We start from the raw sequence: 23,975 nt of genomic DNA, 5'->3' as shown, positions 1-23,975 counted from the left end.
CTTCAAGCTTTCAGCTGTCAGGAAGAGCAAAGGCAGTGGGTGCACTGAATACCACTGCCACTATGGAAGCCAAAACAGGCGTCATCCTGAACCTGATTCAGGATCTTAGTGCGTACAGAGCTGGATTTTGCACTCTCCAAGATGCTGGCGTTCGCCAGCATGACGTGAAATTGGATTTTGTTGCTCATCTGAATATAACTTCAACTACGGAAGTCAAAAGAGACGTCATCCTGAACTTGATTCAGGATCTTAGTGTGCACATAGTAGGCTTTGCACCCTGTTATTACTTCGATGCAGTAAGCAAATGCTGATAACGCTCTAATTCGCCTAAACGCTTATTCGCAACCTTCATAAACTCTTTCTTCTTGTTGCCAGTAAGGGATTTAGCCTCTGGCAGCTTAACCGTGCGTGCATTCTTGTGAACGCCATTGACCAAGAATTCGTAGTGAAGGTGAGGGCCTGTGACTCGGCCTGTTCCGCCTAGAGTACCAATGGTTTGTCCCTGCTTAACCCTTTGTCCACCTTTCACTCTACGTTTTTGAAGGTGTAGGTATTTAGTGATGTAGATATTGCTGTGTTTAATAAACACATAGTTGCCGTTGAATTGGTTGTAGCCGGATTTAAGTACAACACCATCACCCGCGGCGTAGATTGGGGTGCCAACAGGCGCTGCATAATCGGTACCTCTGTGAGCCCTTACCTTGCCTGTTACTGGGTGGCGACGGTTAGGGTTGAAGTTAGAGGTTACACGGCGAAAATCAACTGGAGAACGCAAGAAGGCTTTCTTCATTGCTCGCCCTTTTTCGTCGTAATAGTTGCCACTGTCTTCATCTAAAACGGCTTTGAAGGTATCCCCTTGGTTGCTGAATTGCGCGGCCAAAATCTTGCCTCTACCCACGAACTCGCCTTCCACAATGTTCTCTTCAAATAACACCTTAAAGCTGTCATTTGGGCGAATATCCAAGGCAAAGTCGATATCCCAACCAAAGATCCCGGCAACGCTCATGATCTGATTCGGTGTTAATTTTGCCCCAATCGCGGCGTTCCAAAAGCTGGAGGTAATGTTCGCTTCCGCATAATTTAGCTGGGTGTAGACCTTTTTCTTATCTATCACAGCCTTAAACTTATCGCCGCTTTTTACGGCCTTAAAGGTCTCGTAAGGGCTGATTTTTCGCTGCAATTGAATGAGGTTGTTTTGATCGTCATACCCAAAAATCAATTCATCATTAGGACGCAGGCGAGACAACTGTTTATTAATTTCATCATCACTGGTGACTAGGGTATGCAATAGGCGAGGAGACAAACCAATACGGTCAAACAATACAGAGGCACTTTCACCGGATCGCACCTTATGAGTATCCCAGCGCATGACCGCCATAGGCAGCTTTTGATCTGTAGGAGATAAGGCTTTAGCGTTAATTTCTAGAGGGTAAATGCGACCAACTTGATAGTTGTTTTCTTGCTCGTGAAGGCTTCTAGGATCGGGAAGAAGGAATAGAGCGACAACAATAAGTGCACTAAAACAGCAAATTAACGCTCGGTGCAAAAGAGGTAAACGTTGAAAAATGGTCAGCATATCCCGATTCGTTAAATAATCAGTGAAAAATTGGTATTTGATTAGTCTAACTGCTTTCAAAACTAATCGCTATTCAAGTACACTGTCGGGATATATTTTTTCCTGATTTTGTGGGAGCACACTAATATGGCAAGTTTTGAAGCTGCCTTAGCTGAGATCAAGCGCGGCGTTGAAGAGCTGATTCCAGAAGAAGAGCTGATCGCCAAGCTGAAAGAAAACCGTCCTCTACGCATTAAACTAGGCGCAGATCCAACGGCACCAGATATCCACCTTGGTCACACAGTTATTCTAAATAAACTGCGTACATTCCAAGACCTTGGTCATGACGTTACCTTCTTAATCGGTGACTTCACCGGTATGGTGGGTGATCCAACGGGTAAAAACACAACTCGTCCACCTCTGACTCGTGAAGACGTTCTGCGTAATGCGGAAACCTATAAAGAGCAGGTGTTCAAGATCCTAGATCCGGCTAAAACCAAGATTGCATTCAACTCTGAATGGCTAGGTGAGCTAGGTGCTGAGGGTATGTTGCGTCTTGCTGCTAACCAAACTGTAGCGCGCATGCTAGAGCGTGATGACTTTAAAAAGCGTTATGCTGGCGGCCAGCCAATCGCTATCCATGAGTTTATGTACCCACTGCTACAAGGTTACGACTCAGTAGCAATGGAAACAGACGTTGAGCTTGGTGGTACTGATCAGAAGTTCAACCTGCTAATGGGGCGTGAACTGCAAAAGTCTCACGGTCAAAAGCCTCAAGCAGTATTGACTATGCCTCTTCTTGTTGGCCTTGATGGCGAGAAGAAGATGTCAAAATCGGCTCATAACTACATTGGTGTGAGCGAAGTTCCAACCGAGATGTTCGGTAAGATCATGTCTATCTCTGATGTATTGATGTGGAGCTACTACGAGTTACTTTCTTTCCGTCCTTTGGCTGAGATTGAGCAGTTTAAAGCCGATGTAGAGAACGGCAAGAACCCTCGTGACGTTAAGATCCTACTTGCTAAAGAGATCATTGCTCGCTTCCACTCTCAAGCGGATGCTGATGCAGCAGAGCAAGAGTTCATTAATCGCTTTCAAAAGGGTGCTATCCCAGACGAAATGCCTGAGTTTGAATTTGAGGTAGGTCGCCCAGTAAGTAACCTGTTAAAAGAAGCGGGACTGTGTTCGTCTTCTTCTGAAGCAATGCGCATGGTAAAACAGGGCGCAGCAAAAATTGACGGTGAGAAGATCACTGACAGCAAATTTGTACCTCAAGCGGGCACGTATGTGTTCCAAGTAGGTAAGCGTAAGTTTGCTCGACTTACCTTTAAATAGGCTAAGTTGTAACCGTTGATTAATAGGCGCCTGTTTGGCGCCTTTTTTACATCTGTGAACTTGTGAACTGCGTCGTGTTTTTGATATATTACGCGCCGCTGGGACATCCCAGTAACCTTTGGAGAACACTATGAACACTACCGACCATCCTCCTAGTATGAAGGGAGAAAAATAACCCTCTGTCGGTGTGTACGTTCCTCGTCTCTACCTCAGTGGTAGAGAACTTTTATCAAATCTTTTCTGATTCTCTCTCGATTTTTCTCCTCACATTCTAGTCATAAATAATCACGGAATTGCCTCGCTATTCTGATGCGAAGCTTACGTGTTATTTCGATGGTCGTTACCCCATTTATATCAGCTTTTTTGCTGGTGTCGACACAGCTAATCGGGAGATTCGCCATGACGGTAATGAACACAACTTTAGCTCACGATGTATCGAACTTTTCTCGTGAGGAAATCTGCGCAGCAACCAGCGCATTTTTGAAATATGATGAAAAACAGCAGGTTAAACTGCTACAAGTCATGCCTATTGAAGAGGCAGTGGCGATTCTTAATCAGTGCTCAGTGGCTTATGTTCAGCATATTATTGCTGAATTAGAAGTGGTTGGGGAAGATGTAAGAGCGCGTCATTTTGCTCATCAATTAGGATTTATACGCTCTGAGGCTGAACCTCACAAAGGGTATCTTTCAACGGGTGTGCTTGCCCATGTGCAGCAGCGCATAGGCTGGATCATTGGCTTGGCTTTGATGGGCATCGTTTCAGGTCTTATCATCGCAAGTTATGAGGATACCTTAAGCCAACTGGTGCTTCTTGCTATCTATATGCCGGTTATTGCCGCTGCGGGTGGTAACACAGGTACTCAGTCGGCAACGCTAGTGATCAGAGCGTTGGCAACGGGAGAGCTTAAGAAAAGGCAGTGGCTGTCAGTGCTTTGGAAAGAGAGCCGAGTGGCGCTGTGTATTGGCTTTGTTATCGCCATAGTCATCGTCGGCCGCATTTTATTGTTTAGTGATGGCGTCTCTACCGGCGGTCATGATCTCAATATCATTGCCTTAGCGATTGCGGTAGCCTTGTTTATTCAGATCTCGATCTCAACCACTTTGGGCGGTGTGCTTCCTATCATAGCGCGAGCCTTCAAGTTAGACCCTGCGGTACTTGTGAGCCCCGTATTGGCATCTATCGTAGATATTACCGGGATGTGGATTTACTTTAGCTCGGTCAATTACTTCTTAGGCTTAACCTAATAAAAAGCACAATAAAAAACGGGCTCAGTAATTTAGCATTACTGAGCCCATTTTTTATGTTCTAGTTTACTGAGTCACTAAGGATTCGTAAAAAGCCTTTTCAAACTGAGTAATGGCTGGCTCAACACCTTTGACCTTAGGTTCTGGGTGGTAGTTGCTAACAAACTGCACAAAGGTGTACTTGATGTTTCCTTGCTCATCATAGCTGTAGCCCACCATGTTATGACTGCCAAACAGTGAGCCACTCTTTCCCTTGATATTGCCCTTGATCGGTGTATTTCGCATACTAGGGCGATACTTCAAGGTGCCATCTAAGCCCGATGTAGGTAGCAAAGCAATAAGGTGCACCTTTTCATCGTTATTCTTGATGTACTGCATTATCTGCATCATGACTTCTGGTGACACTCGGTTATTGCGAGACAGCCCAGAGCCATCCTCCAGAACCGCGTTGCCAAGGTCAATTCCCGTTTGTTTTAGAAGGATCTCTCTAATGGCAGAGGTGCCACTGTTGAAACTCCCTTGCGCTCCATAAAAATCAGCGCCAAGTTGCTTGGTTATGTTATCCGCGTACAGGTTGTTGGATTTATGCAGCATGAACTCAAGCATTTCATCCAAAGAGTCTGATTTGTGCTCCGCCACAAGTGTCGCGTTGTATTTCGCTTTGCCTAGTTTCACCTTGCCATTGAGCTTGATGTTATTTTGTTCAAGGATTTCAGCGATAGTCTTTTTCACAAACAAGCTAGGGGACTGCACTGCAAACTTAAGCGGCAAAGGTTTGTCTCGATTGACTAAACACCCGCTAAGGGTGTAGTTATTGTTGGGCGCGGCGGTCAGGTTAAGGTCACAGTAACTGTTCTTTTTCTCTTCTAAGCTCACCGCTTTTACATTGGTGATGACCTTTATCGGCTGGTGCTTGGGCACATATGCCGAAGTTGCGCCGTTATCCAGCGTCTTTATTGATGCCTGAACGCAGTTACCCTCTAGGCTTAAAGCGGACGCTGGCGCAGCATAGCAAACCCCTAGCACATCCCACGGCCAGCCAACACCGCGGTCATAACCGCTGAATATCGAGCCATCCAAATACAAATCGCCTAGGATGGTTTTGCCTTTTAGATTCTTTAGAAGAGATTCAAGGTCTTGGCGGCTTAAACTAGGGTCACCGGAGAAACGAAGGGCATAATCTTCGCCTTGTTCAAGGAGTTGAGTAGAAAACTGATAGCCCTCTTTCCAGTGAAGCTTAGCGGCAAGGGCGGTGACCAACTTTAGGGTACTTGCAGGAGGAAGAAGCTGCTCAGCATTAACAGAGGACTCTACAGTGGCATTTTTGGTGACAATAACACTGGATAGCTGCCCTGGAGGCAGTACCTCATAAGGAGTTGAGATTGAAGCAACTGCAACTGTTGAAACACAGGTCAGCAAAAGGGTGAGAGTGCGCATAACGTCCCTAATCAAGGCAATAGGCAATTTAGAGATCAGTATAAACAAAAACACCCGCCAAGAGGCAGGTGTTTTATTAGGATTTTAGGCTGTTATACCATTATAGGTAGTAACGAACACCAACGTTCCACATGTCGTTTTCTGCGTTAGTTAGGTCAGAACCTAGGTCAAGCTGGTAGCCTGCAAACGTAACGAATGACGGAGTGATGTTGTATTCAGCTTGGAAAGCCATTTGGCTGTATACAGTGCCTTTAGTGATGTCGTTACCGTTGCTTTCAACTGCTTCGTAGTTGATAGAAAGGTTTAGGCTGTTTGCAAATGCGTATGCAGCAATGAATTCTACAGCGTCAGTGTCTTTAAGAGCAATGCCAGCGCCAGGGTTAGCAACACCGTTGTAGTTAGAAGTACCGTGCATGTACTCGTTCATTGTGTAAACAGCAGCTACGTAAACACCGTTGCCGTACGAACCGTACTTAGCAGAAAGCGCGTGAGACGTTGCTTCTTGTTTGCTAGCTACACCGTCGGTACGGTCACCAGCGTTGTAAGAGTAACCAACCATGAAGTCAGAGAAGTTTGCACCAAGTGCTACTTGACCACGAGAATCGAAGCCAGTAGTAGCGTTGTCCTGCCAACCTAGACCACCAAAGATAGATAGGTTGTCACCTAGCTGGATGTCGTTGCGGTAAGAAACCATGTTTTCCGCACGACCAGTACCTAGAGCACCGTGGTTGTCGTATAGGAAGTCGTTCGCGAACGCGATAGGCATATCAGCAATACCAGCAACGTCGTAGTAAGGAGACCACTGAGTACCCGCTACAGCGCGACCGAAATCTTCGTGAGTTACACCAATGTAACCAAGACGAGTAGTGAATGAATCTGCGCCACCATCAAGGTAGTTGATAGCGTACTCACCACGAGCGTCAGCTGTGAAGCCATTGCCTAGGTCTTGAGTTGCAGTGAAGTTGATACGAGGCGAGTTAGAGATGATGTCTGTACCGCCAACATCTGAGTTGCCTTTAGCACTTACAGATACGTGACCGCCAATAGAGAAAGTAGAGCCGTCGTTGTTGTATAGTTCAACAGCTGATGCTTGAGTACCGAAAGCCGCAGCCGCTACTGCTAGAGCAATAATCTTTTTGTTCATTTCCAAGTCCTAGAATGTATTTGTCCGATAAAAAGTGGGTGTTATAAACCCAAACTCCCTTTAAGCAAATCTTGGTTAAGCACTGCACTAAGTTATTGTAATACGCAGTGTTTTACGCTTAATAAGATTTGTTCTCGGTTAGGATTCTGACCTAGATGATTAAGTAGGCGATAGTAAAATGTTGTAAAGGAGGGGAACTTTTTGTATCAAAAAGATGTCAATGTAACTGCAGTGCAATAAAAACAACACGTTAGCGTTGCACTGCAATTGGTATGACATGTGCAGATTTTAGATTTATTTATCTTTAGGTTCTTGTTTTTGTTTGTTTTTTGCTCACCTTGCTGTGATTTGCATCACGCTTTTATCAACACTTAGCACGTCGAATTTTGATGAAAAAAAGCAGACTTTTCGGTACAATTGACCTATCACTATCAGTTAGTTACCTATTGAGCCTTCGCTTAATAGGTTTTTTGTTGCCCTATATTTGCTGGGCAAATGAGGTTAAATATGGAAAAAGTACCAATGACTGTTCGTGGCGAACAGCAACTAAAAACAGAATTAGAAAGACTGCTTAAACTGCGTCCACTGATCTCTACCGCTATTGCAGAGGCTCGTGAGCTAGGCGACCTTAAAGAAAATGCTGAATACCATGCTGCTCGTGAAGAACAGGGCATCTGCGAAGCACAGATTCGCGACATCGAATATAAGCTATCTGTTGCTCAGGTTATTGACGTAACTAAAATGGATAACTCAGGTAAGGTTATCTTTGGCACGACAGTAACGCTAATCGATGTGGATACAGAAGAAGAATTCAAGTATCAGATCGTAGGTGAAGATGAAGCCGAAATTAAGCTAGGCCGTATTTCTGTTAGCTCACCAATCGCACGTGGCCTTATTGGCAAGATGGAAGGCGATGAAGTGACCATCACTACTCCAGGCGGCGTAAAAGATTACGAAATTGACCGAGTAGAATACCTTTAAGCTATTTGGCTTGTGATATCAAAAAGGCTGCATCAGCAGCCTTTTTTAGTGAACACGATTAATCGTTACGGCCTATTTGCGTGGCAGTTCGATTTTACGTTGCTCTGATTGGCGGTACAGTACTAGTGTTTTACCAATAGTTTGTACTTTCTCTGCACCAGATTCACGAACGATAGCGTCAATGATTAGGCCTCTTGTTTCGCGATCTTCCGACGCGACTTTAACCTTGATCAATTCGTGATGACCCAATGCAAGTTCAATCTCCGCTAGAACAGCCTCAGTAAGTCCATTTGCGCCCATCAACACAACCGGTTTTAGGTCGTGTGCTAAGCCTTTTAGATGCTGCTTTTGTTTGGTGCTTAAGTTCATATCGCGGCCAATTTCTTTTATATAAGGGTTGAAAAATCCTATTTTAACGTCATATAGGTCTCAAGACTATACTTTATCCATGAAACGGGAATATTAGGCGAATTGCCTTCTCCAAACACGTTGGAAATTGAATGAGTAAACAAAAGCATTCGGCCAGTTCGGGTCGATGGTTGAAAGAACATTTTGATGATAAATACGCCAACGAAGCCAGAAAAAAAGGCTACCGTTCACGTGCTTACTTCAAAATGGAAGAAATACACACCAAAGATAAGCTCTTTTCTGCTGGAATGACCGTAGTAGATTTAGGGGCCGCTCCTGGTGGTTGGTCGCAATATGCTGCAAAGATAGTGGGTGACAACGGACAAATTATTGCGTGTGATTTGTTGCCAATGGACCCTATTGCTGGTGTAAGCTTTCTACAAGGTGATTTTCGTGAAGAGAGCGTTCTTGAAGCGCTGTTAGACCGCATTCAACCGAGTATGGTGGACGTCGTAATGTCTGACATGGCTCCCAATATTGCAGGTAATAACTCTGTAGACCAACCAAGAGCTATGTATTTGGTCGAATTAGCCCTTGATATGTGTCGACAAGTTCTAGCTACAAATGGTAGCTTTGTTGTTAAGGTATTTCAGGGCGAAGGTTTTGATCAATTCGTCAAAGATGTACGTGAAATGTTTAAGACTGTTAAAGTTCGAAAACCTGATTCTTCCCGAGCTCGCTCTCGTGAAGTCTTCATTGTAGCAACAGGTTACAAAGGCTAACTGCTCAACAAGCTTGAGAAAGCTTTACATTCTGGCTACAGCATCCAAACTGTAGTAATCTACTTTTAATTACAATTAGTTATCGAGAGGCTTACACCTTGAGTGACATGGCAAAAAATCTAATTCTGTGGCTAGTGATAGCTGTAGTGCTAATGTCCGTTTTCCAGAGCTTTGGCCCTGGAGACAGTAACGGAAAATCAGTGGATTACACCACTTTTATACAGGAAGTTGGCCAAGGCCAGATTCGCGAAGCCAAGATTAACGATAAAGAAATCGTTTTTTATCGCAGCGATAACTCACGTAACGTGACTTATATGCCTGTGTACGACACAAAGCTTCTTGATGACTTGATCAATCAAAACGTGAAGGTGACAGGTACACCACCAGAAGAGCAAAGCCTTCTAGGTACTATCTTCATCTCATGGTTCCCAATGATTCTACTGATTGGTGTGTGGATTTTCTTCATGCGTCAAATGCAAGGCGGTGGCGGTAAAGGCGCCATGTCCTTCGGTAAATCAAAAGCTCGTATGATGAGCGAAGAACAAATTAAAACACTATTTTCTGACGTTGCCGGTTGTGATGAAGCAAAAGAAGACGTTAAAGAGCTAGTGGATTACTTGCGTGACCCAAGCCGATTCCAGAAATTGGGTGGTAAGATCCCAACGGGTGTCTTGCTCGTCGGTCCTCCAGGTACAGGTAAAACTCTACTTGCGAAGGCGATTGCTGGTGAAGCTAAAGTTCCGTTCTTTACTATCTCAGGTTCTGATTTCGTAGAAATGTTCGTCGGTGTTGGTGCATCTCGTGTGCGTGACATGTTCGAGCAAGCGAAGAAAGCAGCGCCTTGTATCATCTTCATCGATGAGATCGATGCCGTAGGTCGCCAGCGTGGCGCAGGTGTTGGTGGTGGTCACGATGAGCGTGAGCAAACGTTGAACCAAATGTTGGTAGAGATGGATGGCTTTGAGGGTAACGAAGGTATTATCGTTATTGCTGCAACTAACCGTCCAGACGTATTGGACCCTGCATTACTTCGTCCTGGTCGTTTTGACCGTCAGGTAGTGGTTGGTCTTCCGGATGTACGTGGTCGTGAGCAGATCCTGAAAGTACACATGCGCAAGGTACCTCTTGCTAGTGATGTAGAGCCATCTTTGATTGCTCGTGGTACTCCAGGTTTCTCTGGTGCGGACCTTGCTAACCTTGTAAACGAAGCGGCACTATTCGCGGCTCGTGGTAACAAGCGCAACGTTGCTATGGCTGAGTTTGAGCAAGCGAAAGACAAGATCATGATGGGTGCAGAACGCCGCTCTATGGTGATGACTGATGACATTAAAGAGTCAACGGCATACCACGAAGCAGGTCACGCAATCATTGGTCGCTTGGTTCCTGAGCATGATCCTGTGTACAAGGTATCGATTATTCCACGTGGCCGTGCGCTGGGTGTGACTATGTACCTACCAGAGCAAGATCGCGTAAGCATGAACCGTCGTCACCTTGAGTCGATGATCTCGAGCCTTTACGGTGGTCGTCTAGCTGAAGAGCTTATCTACGGTAAAGAGCGTGTATCTACTGGTGCATCAAACGATATCGAACGTGCGACTGATATCGCTCGTAAGATGGTGACTCAGTGGGGCTTCTCTGAGAAGCTAGGTCCTCTTCTTTATGCTGAAGAAGAAGGCGAAGTATTCTTGGGTCGTAGCGTAACTCAGACTAAACACATGTCTGATGATACCGCTAAGCTGATTGATGATGAGATTCGTCAAATCATCGATCGCAACTATGCTCGTGCTCGTCAGATTCTTGAAGAGAACATGGATATCATGCATACCATGAAAGATGCACTGATGAAGTACGAAACCATTGATGCAGGTCAGATTGATGACCTAATGGAACGTCGTAGTGATATTCGTGAACCAGCCGGTTGGGGTGAGCAATCAAAACCTGTTGAAGAGCCAAAGGCTGAAGCGAAAGCTGAACCAGAAACGGCAGAAGAAACTAAGACAGAACCCGCTGAAAAAGATTCAGAATAATTGCTAAATAAGCAAACCCCGAGAGCTCTCGGGGTTTTTCTGTTTCTACCCTTCCCAAATTTTCGCTTTAACCTTTTTGAAACTCGTTAGTGTTATGATCTTAAACAGTGGCAAAAAACAGCTCGACCTATCTTCACCGCAGATCATGGGCATACTTAACGTAACCCCTGATTCCTTCTCCGATGGTGGCCAATACAACCGAATTGATGATGCTTTAGCTCAATCTCGCAAGATGATTGCGGCGGGAGCAACCATTATTGACATCGGTGGTGAGTCAACAAGACCGGGTGCACCAGAGGTAGAGTTGCAGCAAGAGCTAGAACGCGTCATTCCTGTAATCAAAGCACTTCGCGCTGAGTCTGATGTGTGGATATCCATCGATACCAGTAAAGCTGAGGTGATGCGCCAAGCTACCGAAGCTGGAGCTGACTTGATCAATGATGTGCGAGCACTGCAAGAGCCTGGATCACTGCAAGTGGCTGCTGACTCTGGAGTGCCCATCTGCCTTATGCATATGCAAGGGCAACCGAGAACAATGCAGGCCAACCCGCACTATGATGACCTTATCTCTGAGGTGGAGCAGTTCTTAGCAGAGCGCATTAAGGCGTGCGAAGCTGTGGGAATAAGCAAAGATAAGTTAATACTGGATCCTGGCTTTGGATTTGGTAAAACACTCGAACATAACTACCATCTATTGCAACACTTGGAACAATTTCATCGTTTTGAAATGCCTCTATTAGCGGGTATGTCTCGAAAGTCGATGGTGTTCAAGTTGCTAGATAAAGCACCGGCAGACTGCATTTCCGGTAGTGTTGCCTGTGCGGTTGTGGCAGCTCAAAAAGGCGCACAAATTATTCGAGTTCACGACGTTGCTGAAACGGCTGATGCCGTGCGAGTGGTGAACTTTATGGAATCAATAAAATAATAATTAGGAATTAGAAATGTCTCAACGACGTTATTTTGGTACCGACGGTATCCGAGGAAAAGTAGGCCAATACCCAATTACTCCTGACTTTGTACTCAAGCTAGGCTGGGCTGCGGGCCGTGTTTTGGCTAAACAAGGCACCAAGAAGGTCATTATTGGTAAAGATACTCGTATCTCTGGCTACATGCTTGAGTCTGCGCTAGAAGCAGGTCTTGCTGCTGCGGGTCTAAAGGCGACCTTTACCGGTCCAATGCCAACACCAGCAGTTGCTTACCTAACACAGACGTTCCGCGCAGAAGCGGGTATTGTGATTTCGGCATCACATAACCCGTATTACGATAACGGCATCAAGTTCTTCTCTTCTGAAGGCACAAAGCTTCCTGATGACATTGAATTAGCCATTGAAGCTGAGCTAGATAAAGACATTGAATGTGTCGAGTCCGCTCTACTTGGTAAAGCCTCTCGCATGAACGATGCTGCCGGTCGTTATATTGAATTTTGTAAGAGTACCTTTCCAAGCAACGCAAACCTAAGCTCACTAAAGATTGTTGTGGATTGTGCCCATGGCGCTACCTACCATATCGCTCCAAACGTATTTAAAGAGCTAGGTGCGGAATTGGTGCTTATGGGGTGTGAACCTGATGGCTTGAACATTAATGCTGAAGTGGGTGCAACGGATGTGCGTGCGCTGCAAGCAAAAGTGGTTGAAGAGAAAGCTGACCTAGGTCTTGGCTTTGATGGTGATGGTGACCGCATTATCATGGTTGACCATAAAGGCAATAAAGTGGATGGCGACCAAATCGCTTATATCATTGCCCGCGACGCATTGCGCCGTGGTGAGCTAAAAGGGGGTGTTGTTGGTACCCTGATGACAAACCTAGGTATGGAAAATGGTCTTAAGCAATTGGGCATTCCATTCTCGCGCGCTAAAGTAGGCGACCGCTATGTCATGGAACAGCTAAAAGAAAAAGGCTGGAGTATTGGCGCAGAAAACTCAGGCCACGTCATCTTGCTAGATAAGGTGACCACGGGTGACGCTATTGTTGCGGCGCTTCAAGTTCTATCCTCGATCGTTGATAGTGGCATGAGCCTATTCGACCTTTCTCAAGGAATGACGTTATACCCGCAAGAGCTGATCAATGTTCGCTTCTCAGGCGAAACAGACCCAATGCAATTGGATGTGGTTCAACAATCTGTTGTGCAAGCAGAGCAAGAACTGGGTGATAAGGGACGTGTGCTTCTGCGTAAATCAGGTACTGAGCCTTTAATTCGCGTAATGGTAGAGGGTGAAGATGGAGAGTTAGTGCTTAAGCTGGCAAACCGTATCGCCGATACAGTTCGTGAACACTGCTAAATCGCTAAGTCATTAAAAAGCTAAACACTAGATACAAAAACGGCCATCATCTGATGGCCGTTTTTTTTATACTATTTTTACAAAGGGGATGCGATTACTTCAGCATGCCTTCGTTTGCGTGCTCACGTACGTGGCGAAGAATATTCTTAACACCGCGTGCACTTGAGCCTACAAGGTTACCAGACTTGATGTAGTCAGTACCGCCAGCAAAGTCCGTTAGGATTGCGCCAGCTTCACGAGCGATAAGCTCACCAGCTGCGATGTCCCAAGGCTTAAGGCCAAGCTCAAAGTAACCGTCAACACGGTTAGCCGCTAGGTAACATAGGTCAAGAGCTGGAGAACCAGTGCTGCGGAAGTCAGCAACTTCTACAAATAGAGAGCTCATGATTTTGAAGTAAGATTCAGAGTGTTGCTTTTGCTTAGTTGGGAAACTAGTTGCAAGAACAGTACCTTGAAGGTCTTTTAATTGCTTAACACGGATACGAGCGTTGTTTAGCTGTGCGCCAGAACCACGTTGTGCAGTGAAAAGTTCGTTAAGCATTGGGTCATAAACACACGCTACTTCTGTTTTACCGTTGATACGAACAGCGATAGATACAGCGAAGTGTGGGATACCCTTAACGAAGTTATTGGTGCCATCCAGTGGGTCAATGATCCATTGAACTGCGTCATCTTTACCTACAGTTAAACCAGACTCTTCAGCAATGATGCTGTGGTCAGGGTAAGAAGACTTGATTGTATCGATAATCACATGTTCTGCGTCTTTGTTGATGTTAGTCACAAAGTCATTTTCGCCTTTCAGCGAGATTTCAATCTTGTCAGCAGTTTCTAGAGATTTCGCAATATGATTGCCTGCTTTTCGCGCAGCGCGAATAGCGATATTTAGCATAGGATGCATAATTATACCCAACGGATGTTAAAGAACGGAAAGCGGGGCGGAGTATAAGCAAGATTGTGGCAAAAGGGAAGTGGTTATTTTTTGCACGAGTGTTTTTTTTATTCCGCTTTTGGGATGTGTTAGTATGCGTCGGTTGTGAAATATAGAGGTAGGCTTGATGTTACAAAACGTCAAAGTGGTATTGGTGGGAACCTCTCACCCAGGGAATATTGGTTCAGCTGCACGTGCAATGAAGGTGATGGGACTGACTCAGTTAGTCTTAGTTGACCCGCAATGTGAAATCGATGAGCAAACCATGGCATTGGCGGCGGGCGCTGACGATGTAGTGAATAACGCACACAGGTTTTCGACCATGCAAGAAGCGGTCGCCGATTGCGCCCTTGTGGTTGGATCGAGTGCACGCTCTCGTACCCTTAATTGGCCAATGCTAGAGCCACGTGAATGTGGTGTTAAGTTTGTCGAAGAGGGAAGACATACCCCAGTGGCACTTGTGTTTGGTCGTGAACGCACCGGCCTAACCAATGATGAACTGCAACTGTGTCAGTATCATGTCGCTATACCCGCTAACCCAGAATACAGCTCACTGAATCTAGCGATGGCGGTTCAAACCCTTAGCTATGAAGTGAGAATGGCATTCCTAGAAAGTGATAAGGCGCAGTATCCACAAGACGATCCAGTGGTCTATTCGCGTCATAACGAATTAGAAATGTTTTATCAGCACCTTGAAAACGTACTTCTTGATACCCAGTTTATTGAGAAGGATAAGCCGAACCAGGTGATGAATAAACTGAGAAGACTATTCAGTCGCGCTCGTCCAGAAGCACAAGAGATCAACATCTTGCGTGGTGTCCTTACGGCGATACAAAAGAAAATTTCGCACAAATAATAGCCATAATCCGTATAGGGTTAAATACTTGAGTAAATTGGTCAAATAAATACTTGACCGTTTTGGTCGGGTATGGGAGACTTTCCGCAACGAAGTAATTGGAAAGAGTGTGATATGAAGCTTACATCGAAAGGAAGATATGCCGTAACCGCCATGCTTGATGTAGCATTGCATTCTCAGTCAGGCCCAGTACCACTGGCTGACATATCGGAACGTCAGGGTATATCTCTTTCTTATCTAGAGCAATTATTTTCAAAGCTACGCAAAGCGGGATTAGTTGCTAGTGTTCGCGGTCCAGGTGGTGGTTATAACCTAGGAAAAGACGCGCAACTTATTGCTATTGGTACCATTATTTCAGCGGTTGATGAATCAGTTGAAGCGACACGTTGTAATGGAAAAGCCAATTGCCAGGGGGGCGCTCGTTGCCTTACCCACACGCTTTGGCGAGATTTGAGTTCTCGAATTAGTGATTTTTTAAACAACATCACCTTAGGTGAGTTGATGTTGGACAATGAAGTTTTAGAGATTTCAGGACGCCAAGATTTAGAGTTAGCCTCTAATCATGGTTTTAGCTCTAAATCGATAGCCGAAGCAATCGGCGTCAATGTCCGCTCATAGAGCAAACAGTTTTACTTGGAGTAAATAATGAAACTGCCAATTTATTTAGACTATTCAGCAACTTGCCCAGTAGATGAACGCGTTGCTGAGAAAATGGTCCAGTATATGACTATGGATGGTACCTTCGGCAACCCTGCGTCTCGCTCACACCGCTATGGTTGGCAAGCTGAAGAAGCTGTTGATACTGCTCGTGAACAGATTGCTGATCTTTTAAATGCGGATCCTCGCGAAATCGTATTTACCTCTGGCGCGACAGAATCAGACAACCTTGCTATCAAGGGTGCAGCTCGTTTCTACTCAAAGAAAGGCAAGCACATCATCACCTGCAAGACTGAACACAAAGCGGTATTAGACCCATGTCGTCAGCTTGAGCGTGAAGGCTTTGAGGTGACTTATTTAGCGCCTGAAGCCAATGGCATTATTGACCTGAACAAGCTTAAAGACGCAATGCGTGAAGACACCGTTTTGGTTTCTATCATGCACGTAAACAATGAAATTGGCGTGATTCAAGACATCACTTCAATTGGCGAGCTATGTCGCGAACGCAAGATTGTATTCCATGTGGATGCCGCTCAATCAGCAGGTAAACTGCCGATTGATGTTCAAGAGACTAAAGTTGATTTGCTATCGCTATCAGCACACAAAGCATACGGCCCTAAAGGCATCGGCGCTTTGTACGTTCGTCGTAAACCACGTATCCGCCTAGAAGCACAAATGCACGGTGGTGGTCATGAGCGCGGTTTCCGCTCTGGCACACTTCCAACTCACCAGATCGTAGGTATGGGTGAAGCGTTCCGTGTTGCGAAATTGGATATGGAAAAAGATTACCAACATGCTCTGAATCTGCGTAACCGTCTATTTAATGCGGTTAAAGATTTGGAAGCAGTAACCGTCAATGGTGATTTTGAGCAGCGTGTACCACACAACCTGAACGTGAGCTTTGCGTTTGTTGAGGGTGAGTCTCTGCTTATGTCACTGAAAGACTTAGCCGTTTCATCTGGCTCAGCATGTACATCAGCAAGCCTTGAGCCTTCTTATGTACTGCGAGCACTAGGCCTCAATGATGAACTTGCCCACAGCTCAGTTCGCTTCTCTTTCGGTCGTTACACAACGGAAGAAGAAATCGACTATGCGGTAGAGCAAATTCGCACTGCGGTAACAAAATTACGCGACATGTCTCCACTTTGGGATATGTACAAGGAAGGTATTGATCTGGACACCGTAGAGTGGGCACATCACTAATTCCAAGGAAGTAGAGGATTAGAGGACTATATTATGGCTTACAGCGAAAAAGTAATTGACCACTACGAGAACCCACGCAACGTTGGTTCTTTTGATAAAGAAGATCCAAGCGTAGGTAGTGGAATGGTAGGCGCACCAGCTTGTGGCGACGTAATGAAGCTGCAGATCAAGGTGACACCTGAGGGCATCATCGAAGATGCTAAGTTTAAAACTTACGGTTGTGGTAGTGCTATCGCATCAAGCTCACTGGTTACAGAGTGGGTGAAGGGTAAAACCGTTGATGAAGCCGCTTCAATCAAAAACTCTGAAATTGCTGAAGAGCTAGAGTTACCACCGGTTAAGGTGCACTGCTCTATCCTAGCGGAAGATGCGATTAAAGCAGCTGTTTCAGACTATAAGAAAAAACATCAAGAGTAATAATTAGAGGGGAGGCTTCCCCTCATCGGCAATAAAGGTTGTAGTATGGCCATCACAATGACAGAAACCGCGGCAGACCGCGTTAGAGCATTCCTAGACACTCGAGGCAAAGGCGTCGGTTTAAGGCTGGGTGTTAAAACAACGGGCTGTTCAGGTATGGCGTATGTGCTTGAATTCGTAGATGACGTAAATGAAGAAGACAGCATCTTCGAGCACAAAGGCGTTAGAGTGGTGATTGATGCCAAGAGCCTTGTTTATCTTGATGGTACAGAGCTAGATTACGTTAAAGAAGGTCTTAACGAAGGGTTTGAATTCAACAACCCTAACGCTAAGAGTGAATGCGGCTGCGGCGAAAGCTTCAACGTTTAACGAGCGAGTTAAGGCTAGGGTTCATCATAAGAGTGAGCCCTCTCTCTTTAGATATCGAGAGTCTCATTATGAACCACTTCGAACTATTCGGGCTACCAGCACAATTTAATGTGGATGGTAGCCTTCTTTCTTCTCAATTCAGAGAATTGCAGCGCCGTTTTCACCCCGATAAGTTTGCTACTGCCTCTGAGCGCGACCGTTTGATGGCTGTGCAAAAAGCCGCAAGCATCAATGATGCATACCAAACCCTCAAGAATCCTATCGCTCGCGCCGAATACATGTTGGCAGAGAATGAGCACGATATTCGCTCTGAGCAGCAAACGTTGCAAGATCCTCTATTTTTAATGCAACAGATGGAACTTCGTGAGGAGCTTGAGGAAATTGGCGATAGCACTGACGCGGATGATTTACTGTTTGATTTTGAATCTAAAGTCGCCAAAATGCACAAGCAGCAGTTGCAACAAGTCGAGCAACAGATCAATGATCAATGTTGGGCTGAAGCGGCCGATAGCGTTAGAAAGCTGAAATTTATTGCCAAGTTATTAGTAGAAATCGAACGACTAGAAGATAAGCTACTTAACTAGTCGTATATACAATAGGAATGTCATGCCATTACTACAGATAGCAGAACCAGGTCAAAGTTCTGCACCTCATGAACATAAGCTAGCAGCAGGTATTGACCTAGGTACCACAAACTCACTGGTTGCCTCTGTGCGCAGTGGGCAAGCAAGCCCACTCCTTGATTCTGAAGGCCGCGCTATCTTACCGTCAGCGGTGCACTACAAATCAGATGGCTTTAATGTGGGTTATTCTGCCCTAGACGCTGCTGAGAGCGATCCTCAAAATACCGTTATCTCAGTGAAGCGACTTCTTGGCCGTTCGGTTGAAGATATAAAACAGCGCTATCCAAAGCTGCCGTATACGTTGCTAAACAGCGACAATGGCCTGCCGATTTTACAAACCACACTTGGCAATAAGAACCCAGTTGAAGTCTCAGCGGATATCTTAAGAGCCTTAGGTCAGCGTGCCGAATCTACACTAGGCGGGGAGCTTACTGGTGTGGTTATTACAGTGCCGGCTTACTTTGACGATGCACAGCGTGCAGGAACCAAAGATGCTGCTAAGCTTGCCGGTTTGAATGTACTTCGCTTGCTCAACGAGCCAACGGCGGCGGCAATTGCTTATGGCCTAGATTCAGGTCAAGAAGGCGTGATTGCGGTTTATGATCTAGGTGGTGGCACCTTTGATATCTCAATCTTGCGCCTGTCTAAAGGCGTATTTGAAGTGCTATCAACGGGTGGTGATTCGGCGCTGGGTGGTGATGATTTTGACCACCTTCTTGCAGAGCACATTCAAAAAGAAATGGGTCTAGAGTCGTTAACGGATGAACAGAACCGTATCTTGCTCAATGCTGCGGCAAAGACCAAGATTGCTCTGTCTGACAACGAGACAGCTCAAGTTTCTGTATTGGATTGGCAAGGGGAGATCACTCGTGAAACCTTTGATGATCTTATTCGCTCTCTAGTGAAAAAGACCCTGATGTCATGTCGCCGTGCTCTGAAAGACGCACAGGTTGATAATGATGATGTGCTTCAGGTTGTGATGGTCGGTGGTTCTACGCGCACACCTTTGGTTCGCTCTATGGTGGGTGACTTCTTTGATAAAGAGCCGTTAACCAGCATCAACCCTGATGAAGTGGTGGCACTAGGCGCTGCGATTCAGGCCGATATCCTCGCCGGCAATAAGCCTGATTCAGATATGCTGCTATTGGACGTTATTCCACTGTCTCTAGGCATTGAAACTATGGGTGGCTTGGTCGAGAAAATCATTCCTCGCAACACCACGATACCCGTAGCAAGAGCACAAGAGTTCACGACCTTTAAAGACGGTCAAACAGCAATGACAGTGCACACGGTACAAGGCGAGCGTGAGATGGTTGATGACTGTCGCTCCCTAGCCAAGTTTGCATTGAAGGGCATCCCACCAATGGCGGCTGGTGCTGCGCACATTCGTGTGACCTATCAGGTTGATGCGGATGGCTTGCTTTCAGTGACTGCGATGGAAAAGAGCACAGGTATACAAGCTGAGATTCAGGTTAAGCCTTCATACGGCCTAAGTGATAATGAAGTCGCAAATATGCTGAAAGACTCGATGACTTTTGCTAAAGAAGACATGCAAGCAAGGGCATTAGCAGAGCAACGTGTAGAAGCTGACCGTGTTATTGAAGGTTTGATTGCTGCGTTGCAAGTCGACGGCGATGAGCTACTCAGCGAGCAAGAGCGTACTGCGCTACTTAAAGTGATTGAAGACCTCATTGCTCTGCGCAACGGCGACGATGCTGATGCGATTGAAGACGGAATTAAGCTGACGGATAAAGCGAGCCAAGACTTTGCTTCCCGTCGTATGGATAAATCGATTCGTCAGGCTTTGTCTGGCCAATCAGTAGATGATATATAGAGATAAGCGGTTATGCCTAAGATTGTAGTTTTACCCCATGATGATCTTTGCCCTGAAGGTGCAGTATTAGAAGCCAATACGGGTGAAACCGTTTTAGATGTGGCTCTAAAAAATGGCATCGGCATTGAACATGCGTGTGAGAAGTCGTGTGCTTGTACTACCTGCCACGTGATTGTGCGTGAAGGCTTCGACTCTCTAGAAGAGAGCGAAGAGCTTGAAGACGATATGTTAGACAAGGCATGGGGCCTAGAGCCTGAGTCTCGTCTAGGTTGCCAAGCGATCGTTGCAGATGAAGACCTTGTAGTTGAGATCCCTCGCTACACGCTGAACCACGCATCAGAAGATCATTAATCAATTTAGCTAACAAGGAGGTTTGCATGAAATGGATAGACACGAGAGATATCGCCATTGAGTTAGTGGAAAAGTTTCCAGAGGTAGATCCGCAGACAGTGCGTTTTACTGACTTGCATCAATGGATATTAGAGTTGGAAGATTTTGATGACGATCCGAAGCACTCTAATGAGAAAATCTTAGAAGCTATTATTCTATGTTGGATGGACGAAGCGGATTAACGGTCCACTTAACATTTATTTAATAAAAATCGGGCCTTAGAGCCCGATTTTTATGTTTTTGACACTTAGCCTAGGCATAATAGGCTCATAAAATCAGTAACAAGCTACTAGAAACGCCTTGTTAGGAAAGGGATATCTTACTTTCCATTAATAACTGAGTTTCCTCTGTCGGAGGAACCGGGATTCCTGTATCTTGAGAACATAAAAGTAACAAACATAATAAGACAAGTAGAGGGCAAGGAGAGGTCATGTCTACAGCAATGCAAGTATCACTATCTACAGATAAAGCAGCACCTCAATGGGGCGAAAACGCCATTCTTTCTCACACAGAGCAAGGTTGTTCTGTGCACATTGGCCAAGGTCATGATTACGGCGCGATTCAAAAAGCGGCTCGTAAGTTAGACGCTCAAGGCATCAAAAGCATTAGTTTAATCGGCAGTGAGTGGGACCTAGAAGGTATCTGGTCTTTTGCTCAGGGTTTCCGTAATCCAAGACGCGACAACGCACTGGAATGGCAACCATTGCCTGAAGCGGATGAAAAAGAGCTTCAAGACCGTATTAAGGTGGCTAACTGGACTCGCGATATCATTAATAAGAGTGCAGAAGAAGTCGCGCCACGCCAATTGGCAACCATGGCGGGTGAGTTCATCAAATCAGTTGCACCAGGTCTAGTGAAGTACCGTATCGTAAAAGACAAAGATCTTTTAACGGAAGGCTGGGAAGGCATCTACGCTGTGGGTCGCGGTTCTGCACGAACTTCGGCTATGTTGCAGCTAGACTTCAACCCAACAGGCAACCCTGATGCACCTGTGATGGCTTGTCTAGTGGGTAAGGGCATTACCTTTGACTCAGGCGGCTATAGCATCAAACCGTCTCAGGGCATGACCGCAATGAAAGCGGACATGGGCGGCGCTGCGACCATTACTGGCGGTTTAGCATTAGCGATTCTTCGTGGCTTGAACAAGCGCGTTAAACTTATCCTATGTTGTGCAGAGAACATGATCTCTGGGCGTGCCATCAAGTTAGGTGATGTGATTACCTATAAAAATGGTAAGACAGTAGAAGTCATGAACACCGACGCTGAAGGGCGTTTGGTACTGGCTGATGGCCTTATCTATGCGAGCGAACAAAACCCTGAGGTGATCATTGACTGTGCGACCTTAACAGGGGCCGCTAAAAACGCGCTGGGCAATGATTTCCATGCTCTATTTAGCTTTGATTCTGCATTCTCTGAGCAAGCGCTTGCATGCGCTGCAGAAGAGAAAGAAGGCCTATGGCCGTTGCCTTTAGCTGACTTCCACCGTGGCATGTTGCCGTCTAACTTTGCTGATCTATCCAACATCAGCAGCGGTGACTTCTCACCAGGTGCATCTACAGCAGCAGGTTTCCTATCTTACTTTGTCGACGACTATAAAACGGGCTGGCTGCACATTGACTGTGCTGGCGCTTACCGTAAGTCAGCGACTGATAAGTGGGCTGCGGGTGGTACAGGTATGGGTGTGCGCACTCTCGCAAACCTACTGAACAACCAATAATAAATTGAGGCCCTGTGGGGCCTTTTTTACCATAAGAGAACAAACGTCTTTAACAAACGTCTTTAACAAACGTCTTTAACGACCCAAGAGCTATAAGGAAATTAAATGGCCATTGAAAGAACATTTTCTATCGTGAAGCCCGATGCTGTAAAACGTAACCTAATTGGCGCTATTTACCAGCGTATGGAGCAAGCGGGTTTACGTATCGTAGCGGCAAAAATGCTGCACCTTACAGAAGAACAAGCAAGTGGCTTTTATGCTGAGCATGAAGGCAAAGAATTTTTCCCTGCACTAAAAGAGTTTATGACCTCTGGCCCTATCATGGTCCAAGTCCTAGAAGGCGAGGATGCTATCTCTCGCTACCGTGAGCTGATGGGTAAGACCAACCCTGAGCAGGCTGCCTGCGGCACTATCCGCGCTGACTATGCCCTTAGCATGCGTTACAACTCTGTACACGGCTCAGATAGCCCAGCCTCTGCTGCCCGTGAAATAGAGTTCTTCTTCCCTGCTTCAGAGATTCACCCTCGAACTTAATCGCTGATAGCTTCAAGCTGACAGCTGACAGCTGACAGCTTGAAGCTAAAAAAGATCTACGTCACATATTTCTTGTTGCTGTTGCACAAACCCTGTACAATCTGCGCCCCTAGATTTGTTGTTCGTCGTTGAGAGGCACCATGACTAAAGCAAAAGTAAATCTGCTTGATTTTGATCGCCAAGGCCTACGTCAGTACTTTGCTGATGAGCTGGGTGAAAAAGCATTCCGCGCAGATCAGATTATGAAGTGGATATACCACTTTGGTTGTGATGACTTTGAAAAAATGACCAACCTAAACAAGAAGCTACGCGAAAAATTGCAGCGTCTTACTGAGATTCGTTCACCTTACGTTTCAGAAGCTCAGCACTCTAGCGATGGCACCATTAAATGGGCAATGCGAGTGGGTGATCAAGACGTTGAAACTGTCTATATTCCCGATGGTGACAGAGCGACATTGTGTGTGTCTTCACAAGTAGGCTGTGCGCTTGCATGTACATTCTGTTCAACGGCGCAGCAAGGCTTCAACCGTAATCTTCGTGTCTCTGAGATTGTCGGTCAGATTTGGCGTGCAGCTCGTGAGATCGGTCTGGAAAAAGAAACAGGTCGCCGTCCAATTACTAACGTAGTAATGATGGGTATGGGCGAGCCCCTGCTTAACATGAAGAACCTAATGCCGTCTCTAAACATCATGCTTGATGATTTAGGTTTTGGCTTGTCTAAGCGTAGAGTCACGGTATCCACTTCTGGTGTGGTATCTGGCCTTGACCAAATGACGGGCAACATTGACGTGGCACTGGCGATTTCATTGCATGCACCGACAGATGAATTGCGTAGTCAGATCATGCCGATCAATGATCGTTGGGACATTCAAGATTTCTTAGAGTCTGTTCGTCGTTATATCGCATCTTCAAATGCAAACCGCGGTAAGGTGACGGTAGAGTATGTTCTTCTTGATCATGTTAATGATGATATGGACCATGCGAGACAGCTCGCAGAATTGCTTAAAGACACCCCAGCGAAGATCAATTTAATACCCTTTAATCCGTATCCTGGTTCACCTTATAAGAAACCGAGTAATTCGCGTATCGACCGTTTCCAAAAAACGTTGATGCAATACGACTACACGGTAACGGTGCGCAAGACTCGTGGTGACGATATTGATGCCGCTTGTGGTCAATTGGTTGGTGACGTTATCGACCGAACTAAGCGTACTCAGAAGAACACTGGGGAAGCCATTCCAGTTAAATCGCTTTAACGGATAGTAAACTCGTTGACTAATTTGACTAAGGTTCCCCGGTTTAACTATCGGGGAA

Annotated in this window: 25 protein-coding genes; 19 read left to right on the top strand and 6 right to left on the bottom strand. The window is 45.7% G+C overall.

Going from position 1 to position 23,975, the window contains the following annotated elements; genetic code table 11:
• Window positions 1-17 precede the first annotated feature (17 nt).
• A complete protein-coding gene (locus A6E01_RS21495; protein WP_198598460.1) occupies window positions 18-188 on the bottom strand; it encodes a hypothetical protein in 171 nt (56 codons plus the stop codon).
• Between the two features lie 95 nt (window positions 189-283).
• Window positions 284-1,576, bottom strand: coding sequence for a peptidoglycan DD-metalloendopeptidase family protein (locus A6E01_RS10400; protein WP_017032745.1), 1,293 nt, complete (start codon window positions 1,574-1,576; stop codon window positions 284-286).
• Window positions 1,577-1,702: 126 nt separating this feature from the next.
• On the opposite strand from A6E01_RS10400, the gene tyrS reads away from it, so the two are divergent.
• Window positions 1,703-2,890, top strand: a complete 1,188-nt coding sequence (gene tyrS / locus A6E01_RS10395; protein WP_017028365.1) for a tyrosine--tRNA ligase — start codon at window positions 1,703-1,705, stop codon at window positions 2,888-2,890.
• Window positions 2,891-3,289: 399 nt separating this feature from the next.
• Window positions 3,290-4,135 carry a magnesium transporter gene (locus tag A6E01_RS10390; RefSeq protein WP_017028364.1) on the top strand — a complete coding sequence of 282 codons (846 nt, stop codon included), beginning with the start codon at window positions 3,290-3,292 and terminating at the stop codon, window positions 4,133-4,135.
• A gap of 66 nt (window positions 4,136-4,201) precedes the next feature.
• Here A6E01_RS10390 and dacB read toward each other — a convergent pair whose 3' ends face one another.
• Complete coding sequence (dacB, locus tag A6E01_RS10385) at window positions 4,202-5,572, bottom strand: serine-type D-Ala-D-Ala carboxypeptidase (RefSeq protein ID WP_065210181.1); 1,371 nt, start codon at window positions 5,570-5,572, stop codon at window positions 4,202-4,204.
• 100 nt (window positions 5,573-5,672) lie between these two features.
• A complete protein-coding gene (locus tag A6E01_RS10380; RefSeq protein WP_065210180.1) occupies window positions 5,673-6,716 on the bottom strand; it encodes a porin in 1,044 nt (347 codons plus the stop codon).
• A gap of 507 nt (window positions 6,717-7,223) precedes the next feature.
• Between A6E01_RS10380 and greA the strand changes: the two genes are divergently transcribed.
• Window positions 7,224-7,697, top strand: a complete 474-nt coding sequence (gene greA / locus A6E01_RS10375; RefSeq protein ID WP_017028361.1) for a transcription elongation factor GreA — start codon at window positions 7,224-7,226, stop codon at window positions 7,695-7,697.
• Window positions 7,698-7,769: 72 nt separating this feature from the next.
• Here greA and yhbY read toward each other — a convergent pair whose 3' ends face one another.
• A complete protein-coding gene (gene yhbY / locus A6E01_RS10370; protein ID WP_017028360.1) occupies window positions 7,770-8,066 on the bottom strand; it encodes a ribosome assembly RNA-binding protein YhbY in 297 nt (98 codons plus the stop codon).
• A gap of 131 nt (window positions 8,067-8,197) precedes the next feature.
• On the opposite strand from yhbY, the gene rlmE reads away from it, so the two are divergent.
• The 4 genes from rlmE (at window position 8,198) to glmM (ending at window position 13,133) form a co-directional block, all read left to right on the top strand.
• Window positions 8,198-8,827: a 23S rRNA (uridine(2552)-2'-O)-methyltransferase RlmE gene (rlmE, locus tag A6E01_RS10365; RefSeq protein WP_017028359.1), complete on the top strand. Its 630-nt coding sequence runs from the start codon at window positions 8,198-8,200 to the stop codon at window positions 8,825-8,827.
• A 107-nt stretch (window positions 8,828-8,934) separates the two neighbouring features.
• The gene (gene ftsH / locus A6E01_RS10360; protein ID WP_017028358.1) at window positions 8,935-10,854 is read left to right on the top strand and encodes an ATP-dependent zinc metalloprotease FtsH; all 1,920 of its coding nucleotides are present in this window, start codon (window positions 8,935-8,937) and stop codon (window positions 10,852-10,854) included.
• A gap of 94 nt (window positions 10,855-10,948) precedes the next feature.
• On the top strand, window positions 10,949-11,779 hold the full coding sequence (folP, locus tag A6E01_RS10355) for a dihydropteroate synthase (protein WP_065210179.1): 831 nt from the start codon (window positions 10,949-10,951) through the stop codon (window positions 11,777-11,779).
• Between the two features lie 16 nt (window positions 11,780-11,795).
• On the top strand, window positions 11,796-13,133 hold the full coding sequence (glmM, locus tag A6E01_RS10350; RefSeq protein ID WP_017028356.1) for a phosphoglucosamine mutase: 1,338 nt from the start codon (window positions 11,796-11,798) through the stop codon (window positions 13,131-13,133).
• A gap of 94 nt (window positions 13,134-13,227) precedes the next feature.
• Here the strand turns inward: glmM and suhB are convergent, their stop codons facing one another.
• On the bottom strand, window positions 13,228-14,031 hold the full coding sequence (gene suhB / locus A6E01_RS10345; protein WP_065210178.1) for an inositol-1-monophosphatase: 804 nt from the start codon (window positions 14,029-14,031) through the stop codon (window positions 13,228-13,230).
• A 157-nt stretch (window positions 14,032-14,188) separates the two neighbouring features.
• On the opposite strand from suhB, the gene trmJ reads away from it, so the two are divergent.
• From trmJ to rlmN, 12 genes are all read left to right on the top strand, one after another.
• Window positions 14,189-14,917: a tRNA (cytosine(32)/uridine(32)-2'-O)-methyltransferase TrmJ gene (gene trmJ, locus A6E01_RS10340; RefSeq protein WP_065210177.1), complete on the top strand. Its 729-nt coding sequence runs from the start codon at window positions 14,189-14,191 to the stop codon at window positions 14,915-14,917.
• 114 nt (window positions 14,918-15,031) lie between these two features.
• Window positions 15,032-15,535: a Fe-S cluster assembly transcriptional regulator IscR gene (gene iscR / locus A6E01_RS10335; RefSeq protein ID WP_017028353.1), complete on the top strand. Its 504-nt coding sequence runs from the start codon at window positions 15,032-15,034 to the stop codon at window positions 15,533-15,535.
• Between the two features lie 27 nt (window positions 15,536-15,562).
• Window positions 15,563-16,777, top strand: a complete 1,215-nt coding sequence (locus tag A6E01_RS10330) for an IscS subfamily cysteine desulfurase (RefSeq protein WP_017242581.1) — start codon at window positions 15,563-15,565, stop codon at window positions 16,775-16,777.
• A 33-nt stretch (window positions 16,778-16,810) separates the two neighbouring features.
• Window positions 16,811-17,194: a Fe-S cluster assembly scaffold IscU gene (gene iscU / locus A6E01_RS10325; RefSeq protein ID WP_017028351.1), complete on the top strand. Its 384-nt coding sequence runs from the start codon at window positions 16,811-16,813 to the stop codon at window positions 17,192-17,194.
• A gap of 45 nt (window positions 17,195-17,239) precedes the next feature.
• Window positions 17,240-17,563 (top strand): iron-sulfur cluster assembly protein IscA, encoded by a 324-nt coding sequence (iscA, locus tag A6E01_RS10320; protein ID WP_017032739.1) that lies wholly within the window; start codon window positions 17,240-17,242, stop codon window positions 17,561-17,563.
• Window positions 17,564-17,631: 68 nt separating this feature from the next.
• On the top strand, window positions 17,632-18,147 hold the full coding sequence (gene hscB, locus A6E01_RS10315) for a co-chaperone HscB (protein WP_065210176.1): 516 nt from the start codon (window positions 17,632-17,634) through the stop codon (window positions 18,145-18,147).
• A 22-nt stretch (window positions 18,148-18,169) separates the two neighbouring features.
• Window positions 18,170-20,020 carry a Fe-S protein assembly chaperone HscA gene (gene hscA, locus A6E01_RS10310; RefSeq protein WP_065210175.1) on the top strand — a complete coding sequence of 617 codons (1,851 nt, stop codon included), beginning with the start codon at window positions 18,170-18,172 and terminating at the stop codon, window positions 20,018-20,020.
• Between the two features lie 12 nt (window positions 20,021-20,032).
• Window positions 20,033-20,371: an ISC system 2Fe-2S type ferredoxin gene (fdx, locus tag A6E01_RS10305; RefSeq protein ID WP_017032736.1), complete on the top strand. Its 339-nt coding sequence runs from the start codon at window positions 20,033-20,035 to the stop codon at window positions 20,369-20,371.
• 26 nt (window positions 20,372-20,397) lie between these two features.
• Window positions 20,398-20,592: a Fe-S cluster assembly protein IscX gene (gene iscX, locus A6E01_RS10300; protein WP_017028346.1), complete on the top strand. Its 195-nt coding sequence runs from the start codon at window positions 20,398-20,400 to the stop codon at window positions 20,590-20,592.
• Window positions 20,593-20,840: 248 nt separating this feature from the next.
• The gene (gene pepB, locus A6E01_RS10295; protein WP_065210174.1) at window positions 20,841-22,127 is read left to right on the top strand and encodes an aminopeptidase PepB; all 1,287 of its coding nucleotides are present in this window, start codon (window positions 20,841-20,843) and stop codon (window positions 22,125-22,127) included.
• A gap of 105 nt (window positions 22,128-22,232) precedes the next feature.
• Window positions 22,233-22,661 carry a nucleoside-diphosphate kinase gene (gene ndk / locus A6E01_RS10290; protein ID WP_017028344.1) on the top strand — a complete coding sequence of 143 codons (429 nt, stop codon included), beginning with the start codon at window positions 22,233-22,235 and terminating at the stop codon, window positions 22,659-22,661.
• Window positions 22,662-22,801: 140 nt separating this feature from the next.
• Entirely contained in the window at window positions 22,802-23,917 is a 1,116-nt protein-coding gene (gene rlmN / locus A6E01_RS10285) for a dual-specificity RNA methyltransferase RlmN (RefSeq protein ID WP_017028343.1), read from the top strand.
• Window positions 23,918-23,975: the final 58 nt, after the last annotated feature.

The sequence above is a fragment of the Vibrio breoganii genome (assembly GCF_001677275.1).
Classification (GTDB): domain Bacteria; phylum Pseudomonadota; class Gammaproteobacteria; order Enterobacterales; family Vibrionaceae; genus Vibrio; species Vibrio breoganii.
This window is presented reverse-complemented; position numbering and strand designations above follow the sequence as displayed.

Excerpts from the sequence above, each read along its gene's own strand:
- A6E01_RS21495 (WP_198598460.1), bottom strand. The coding sequence starts at position 188 with ATGAGCAACAAAATCCAATTTCACGTCATGCTGGCGAACGCCAGCATC.
- A6E01_RS10400 (WP_017032745.1), bottom strand. The coding sequence starts at position 1,576 with ATGCTGACCATTTTTCAACGTTTACCTCTTTTGCACCGAGCGTTAATT.
- tyrS (WP_017028365.1), top strand. The coding sequence starts at position 1,703 with ATGGCAAGTTTTGAAGCTGCCTTAGCTGAGATCAAGCGCGGCGTTGAA.
- A6E01_RS10390 (WP_017028364.1), top strand. The coding sequence starts at position 3,290 with ATGACGGTAATGAACACAACTTTAGCTCACGATGTATCGAACTTTTCT.
- dacB (WP_065210181.1), bottom strand. The coding sequence starts at position 5,572 with ATGCGCACTCTCACCCTTTTGCTGACCTGTGTTTCAACAGTTGCAGTT.
- A6E01_RS10380 (WP_065210180.1), bottom strand. The coding sequence starts at position 6,716 with ATGAACAAAAAGATTATTGCTCTAGCAGTAGCGGCTGCGGCTTTCGGT.
- greA (WP_017028361.1), top strand. The coding sequence starts at position 7,224 with ATGGAAAAAGTACCAATGACTGTTCGTGGCGAACAGCAACTAAAAACA.
- yhbY (WP_017028360.1), bottom strand. The coding sequence starts at position 8,066 with ATGAACTTAAGCACCAAACAAAAGCAGCATCTAAAAGGCTTAGCACAC.
- rlmE (WP_017028359.1), top strand. The coding sequence starts at position 8,198 with ATGAGTAAACAAAAGCATTCGGCCAGTTCGGGTCGATGGTTGAAAGAA.
- ftsH (WP_017028358.1), top strand. The coding sequence starts at position 8,935 with ATGGCAAAAAATCTAATTCTGTGGCTAGTGATAGCTGTAGTGCTAATG.
- folP (WP_065210179.1), top strand. The coding sequence starts at position 10,949 with ATGATCTTAAACAGTGGCAAAAAACAGCTCGACCTATCTTCACCGCAG.
- glmM (WP_017028356.1), top strand. The coding sequence starts at position 11,796 with ATGTCTCAACGACGTTATTTTGGTACCGACGGTATCCGAGGAAAAGTA.
- suhB (WP_065210178.1), bottom strand. The coding sequence starts at position 14,031 with ATGCATCCTATGCTAAATATCGCTATTCGCGCTGCGCGAAAAGCAGGC.
- trmJ (WP_065210177.1), top strand. The coding sequence starts at position 14,189 with ATGTTACAAAACGTCAAAGTGGTATTGGTGGGAACCTCTCACCCAGGG.
- iscR (WP_017028353.1), top strand. The coding sequence starts at position 15,032 with ATGAAGCTTACATCGAAAGGAAGATATGCCGTAACCGCCATGCTTGAT.
- A6E01_RS10330 (WP_017242581.1), top strand. The coding sequence starts at position 15,563 with ATGAAACTGCCAATTTATTTAGACTATTCAGCAACTTGCCCAGTAGAT.
- iscU (WP_017028351.1), top strand. The coding sequence starts at position 16,811 with ATGGCTTACAGCGAAAAAGTAATTGACCACTACGAGAACCCACGCAAC.
- iscA (WP_017032739.1), top strand. The coding sequence starts at position 17,240 with ATGGCCATCACAATGACAGAAACCGCGGCAGACCGCGTTAGAGCATTC.
- hscB (WP_065210176.1), top strand. The coding sequence starts at position 17,632 with ATGAACCACTTCGAACTATTCGGGCTACCAGCACAATTTAATGTGGAT.
- hscA (WP_065210175.1), top strand. The coding sequence starts at position 18,170 with ATGCCATTACTACAGATAGCAGAACCAGGTCAAAGTTCTGCACCTCAT.
- fdx (WP_017032736.1), top strand. The coding sequence starts at position 20,033 with ATGCCTAAGATTGTAGTTTTACCCCATGATGATCTTTGCCCTGAAGGT.
- iscX (WP_017028346.1), top strand. The coding sequence starts at position 20,398 with ATGAAATGGATAGACACGAGAGATATCGCCATTGAGTTAGTGGAAAAG.
- pepB (WP_065210174.1), top strand. The coding sequence starts at position 20,841 with ATGTCTACAGCAATGCAAGTATCACTATCTACAGATAAAGCAGCACCT.
- ndk (WP_017028344.1), top strand. The coding sequence starts at position 22,233 with ATGGCCATTGAAAGAACATTTTCTATCGTGAAGCCCGATGCTGTAAAA.
- rlmN (WP_017028343.1), top strand. The coding sequence starts at position 22,802 with ATGACTAAAGCAAAAGTAAATCTGCTTGATTTTGATCGCCAAGGCCTA.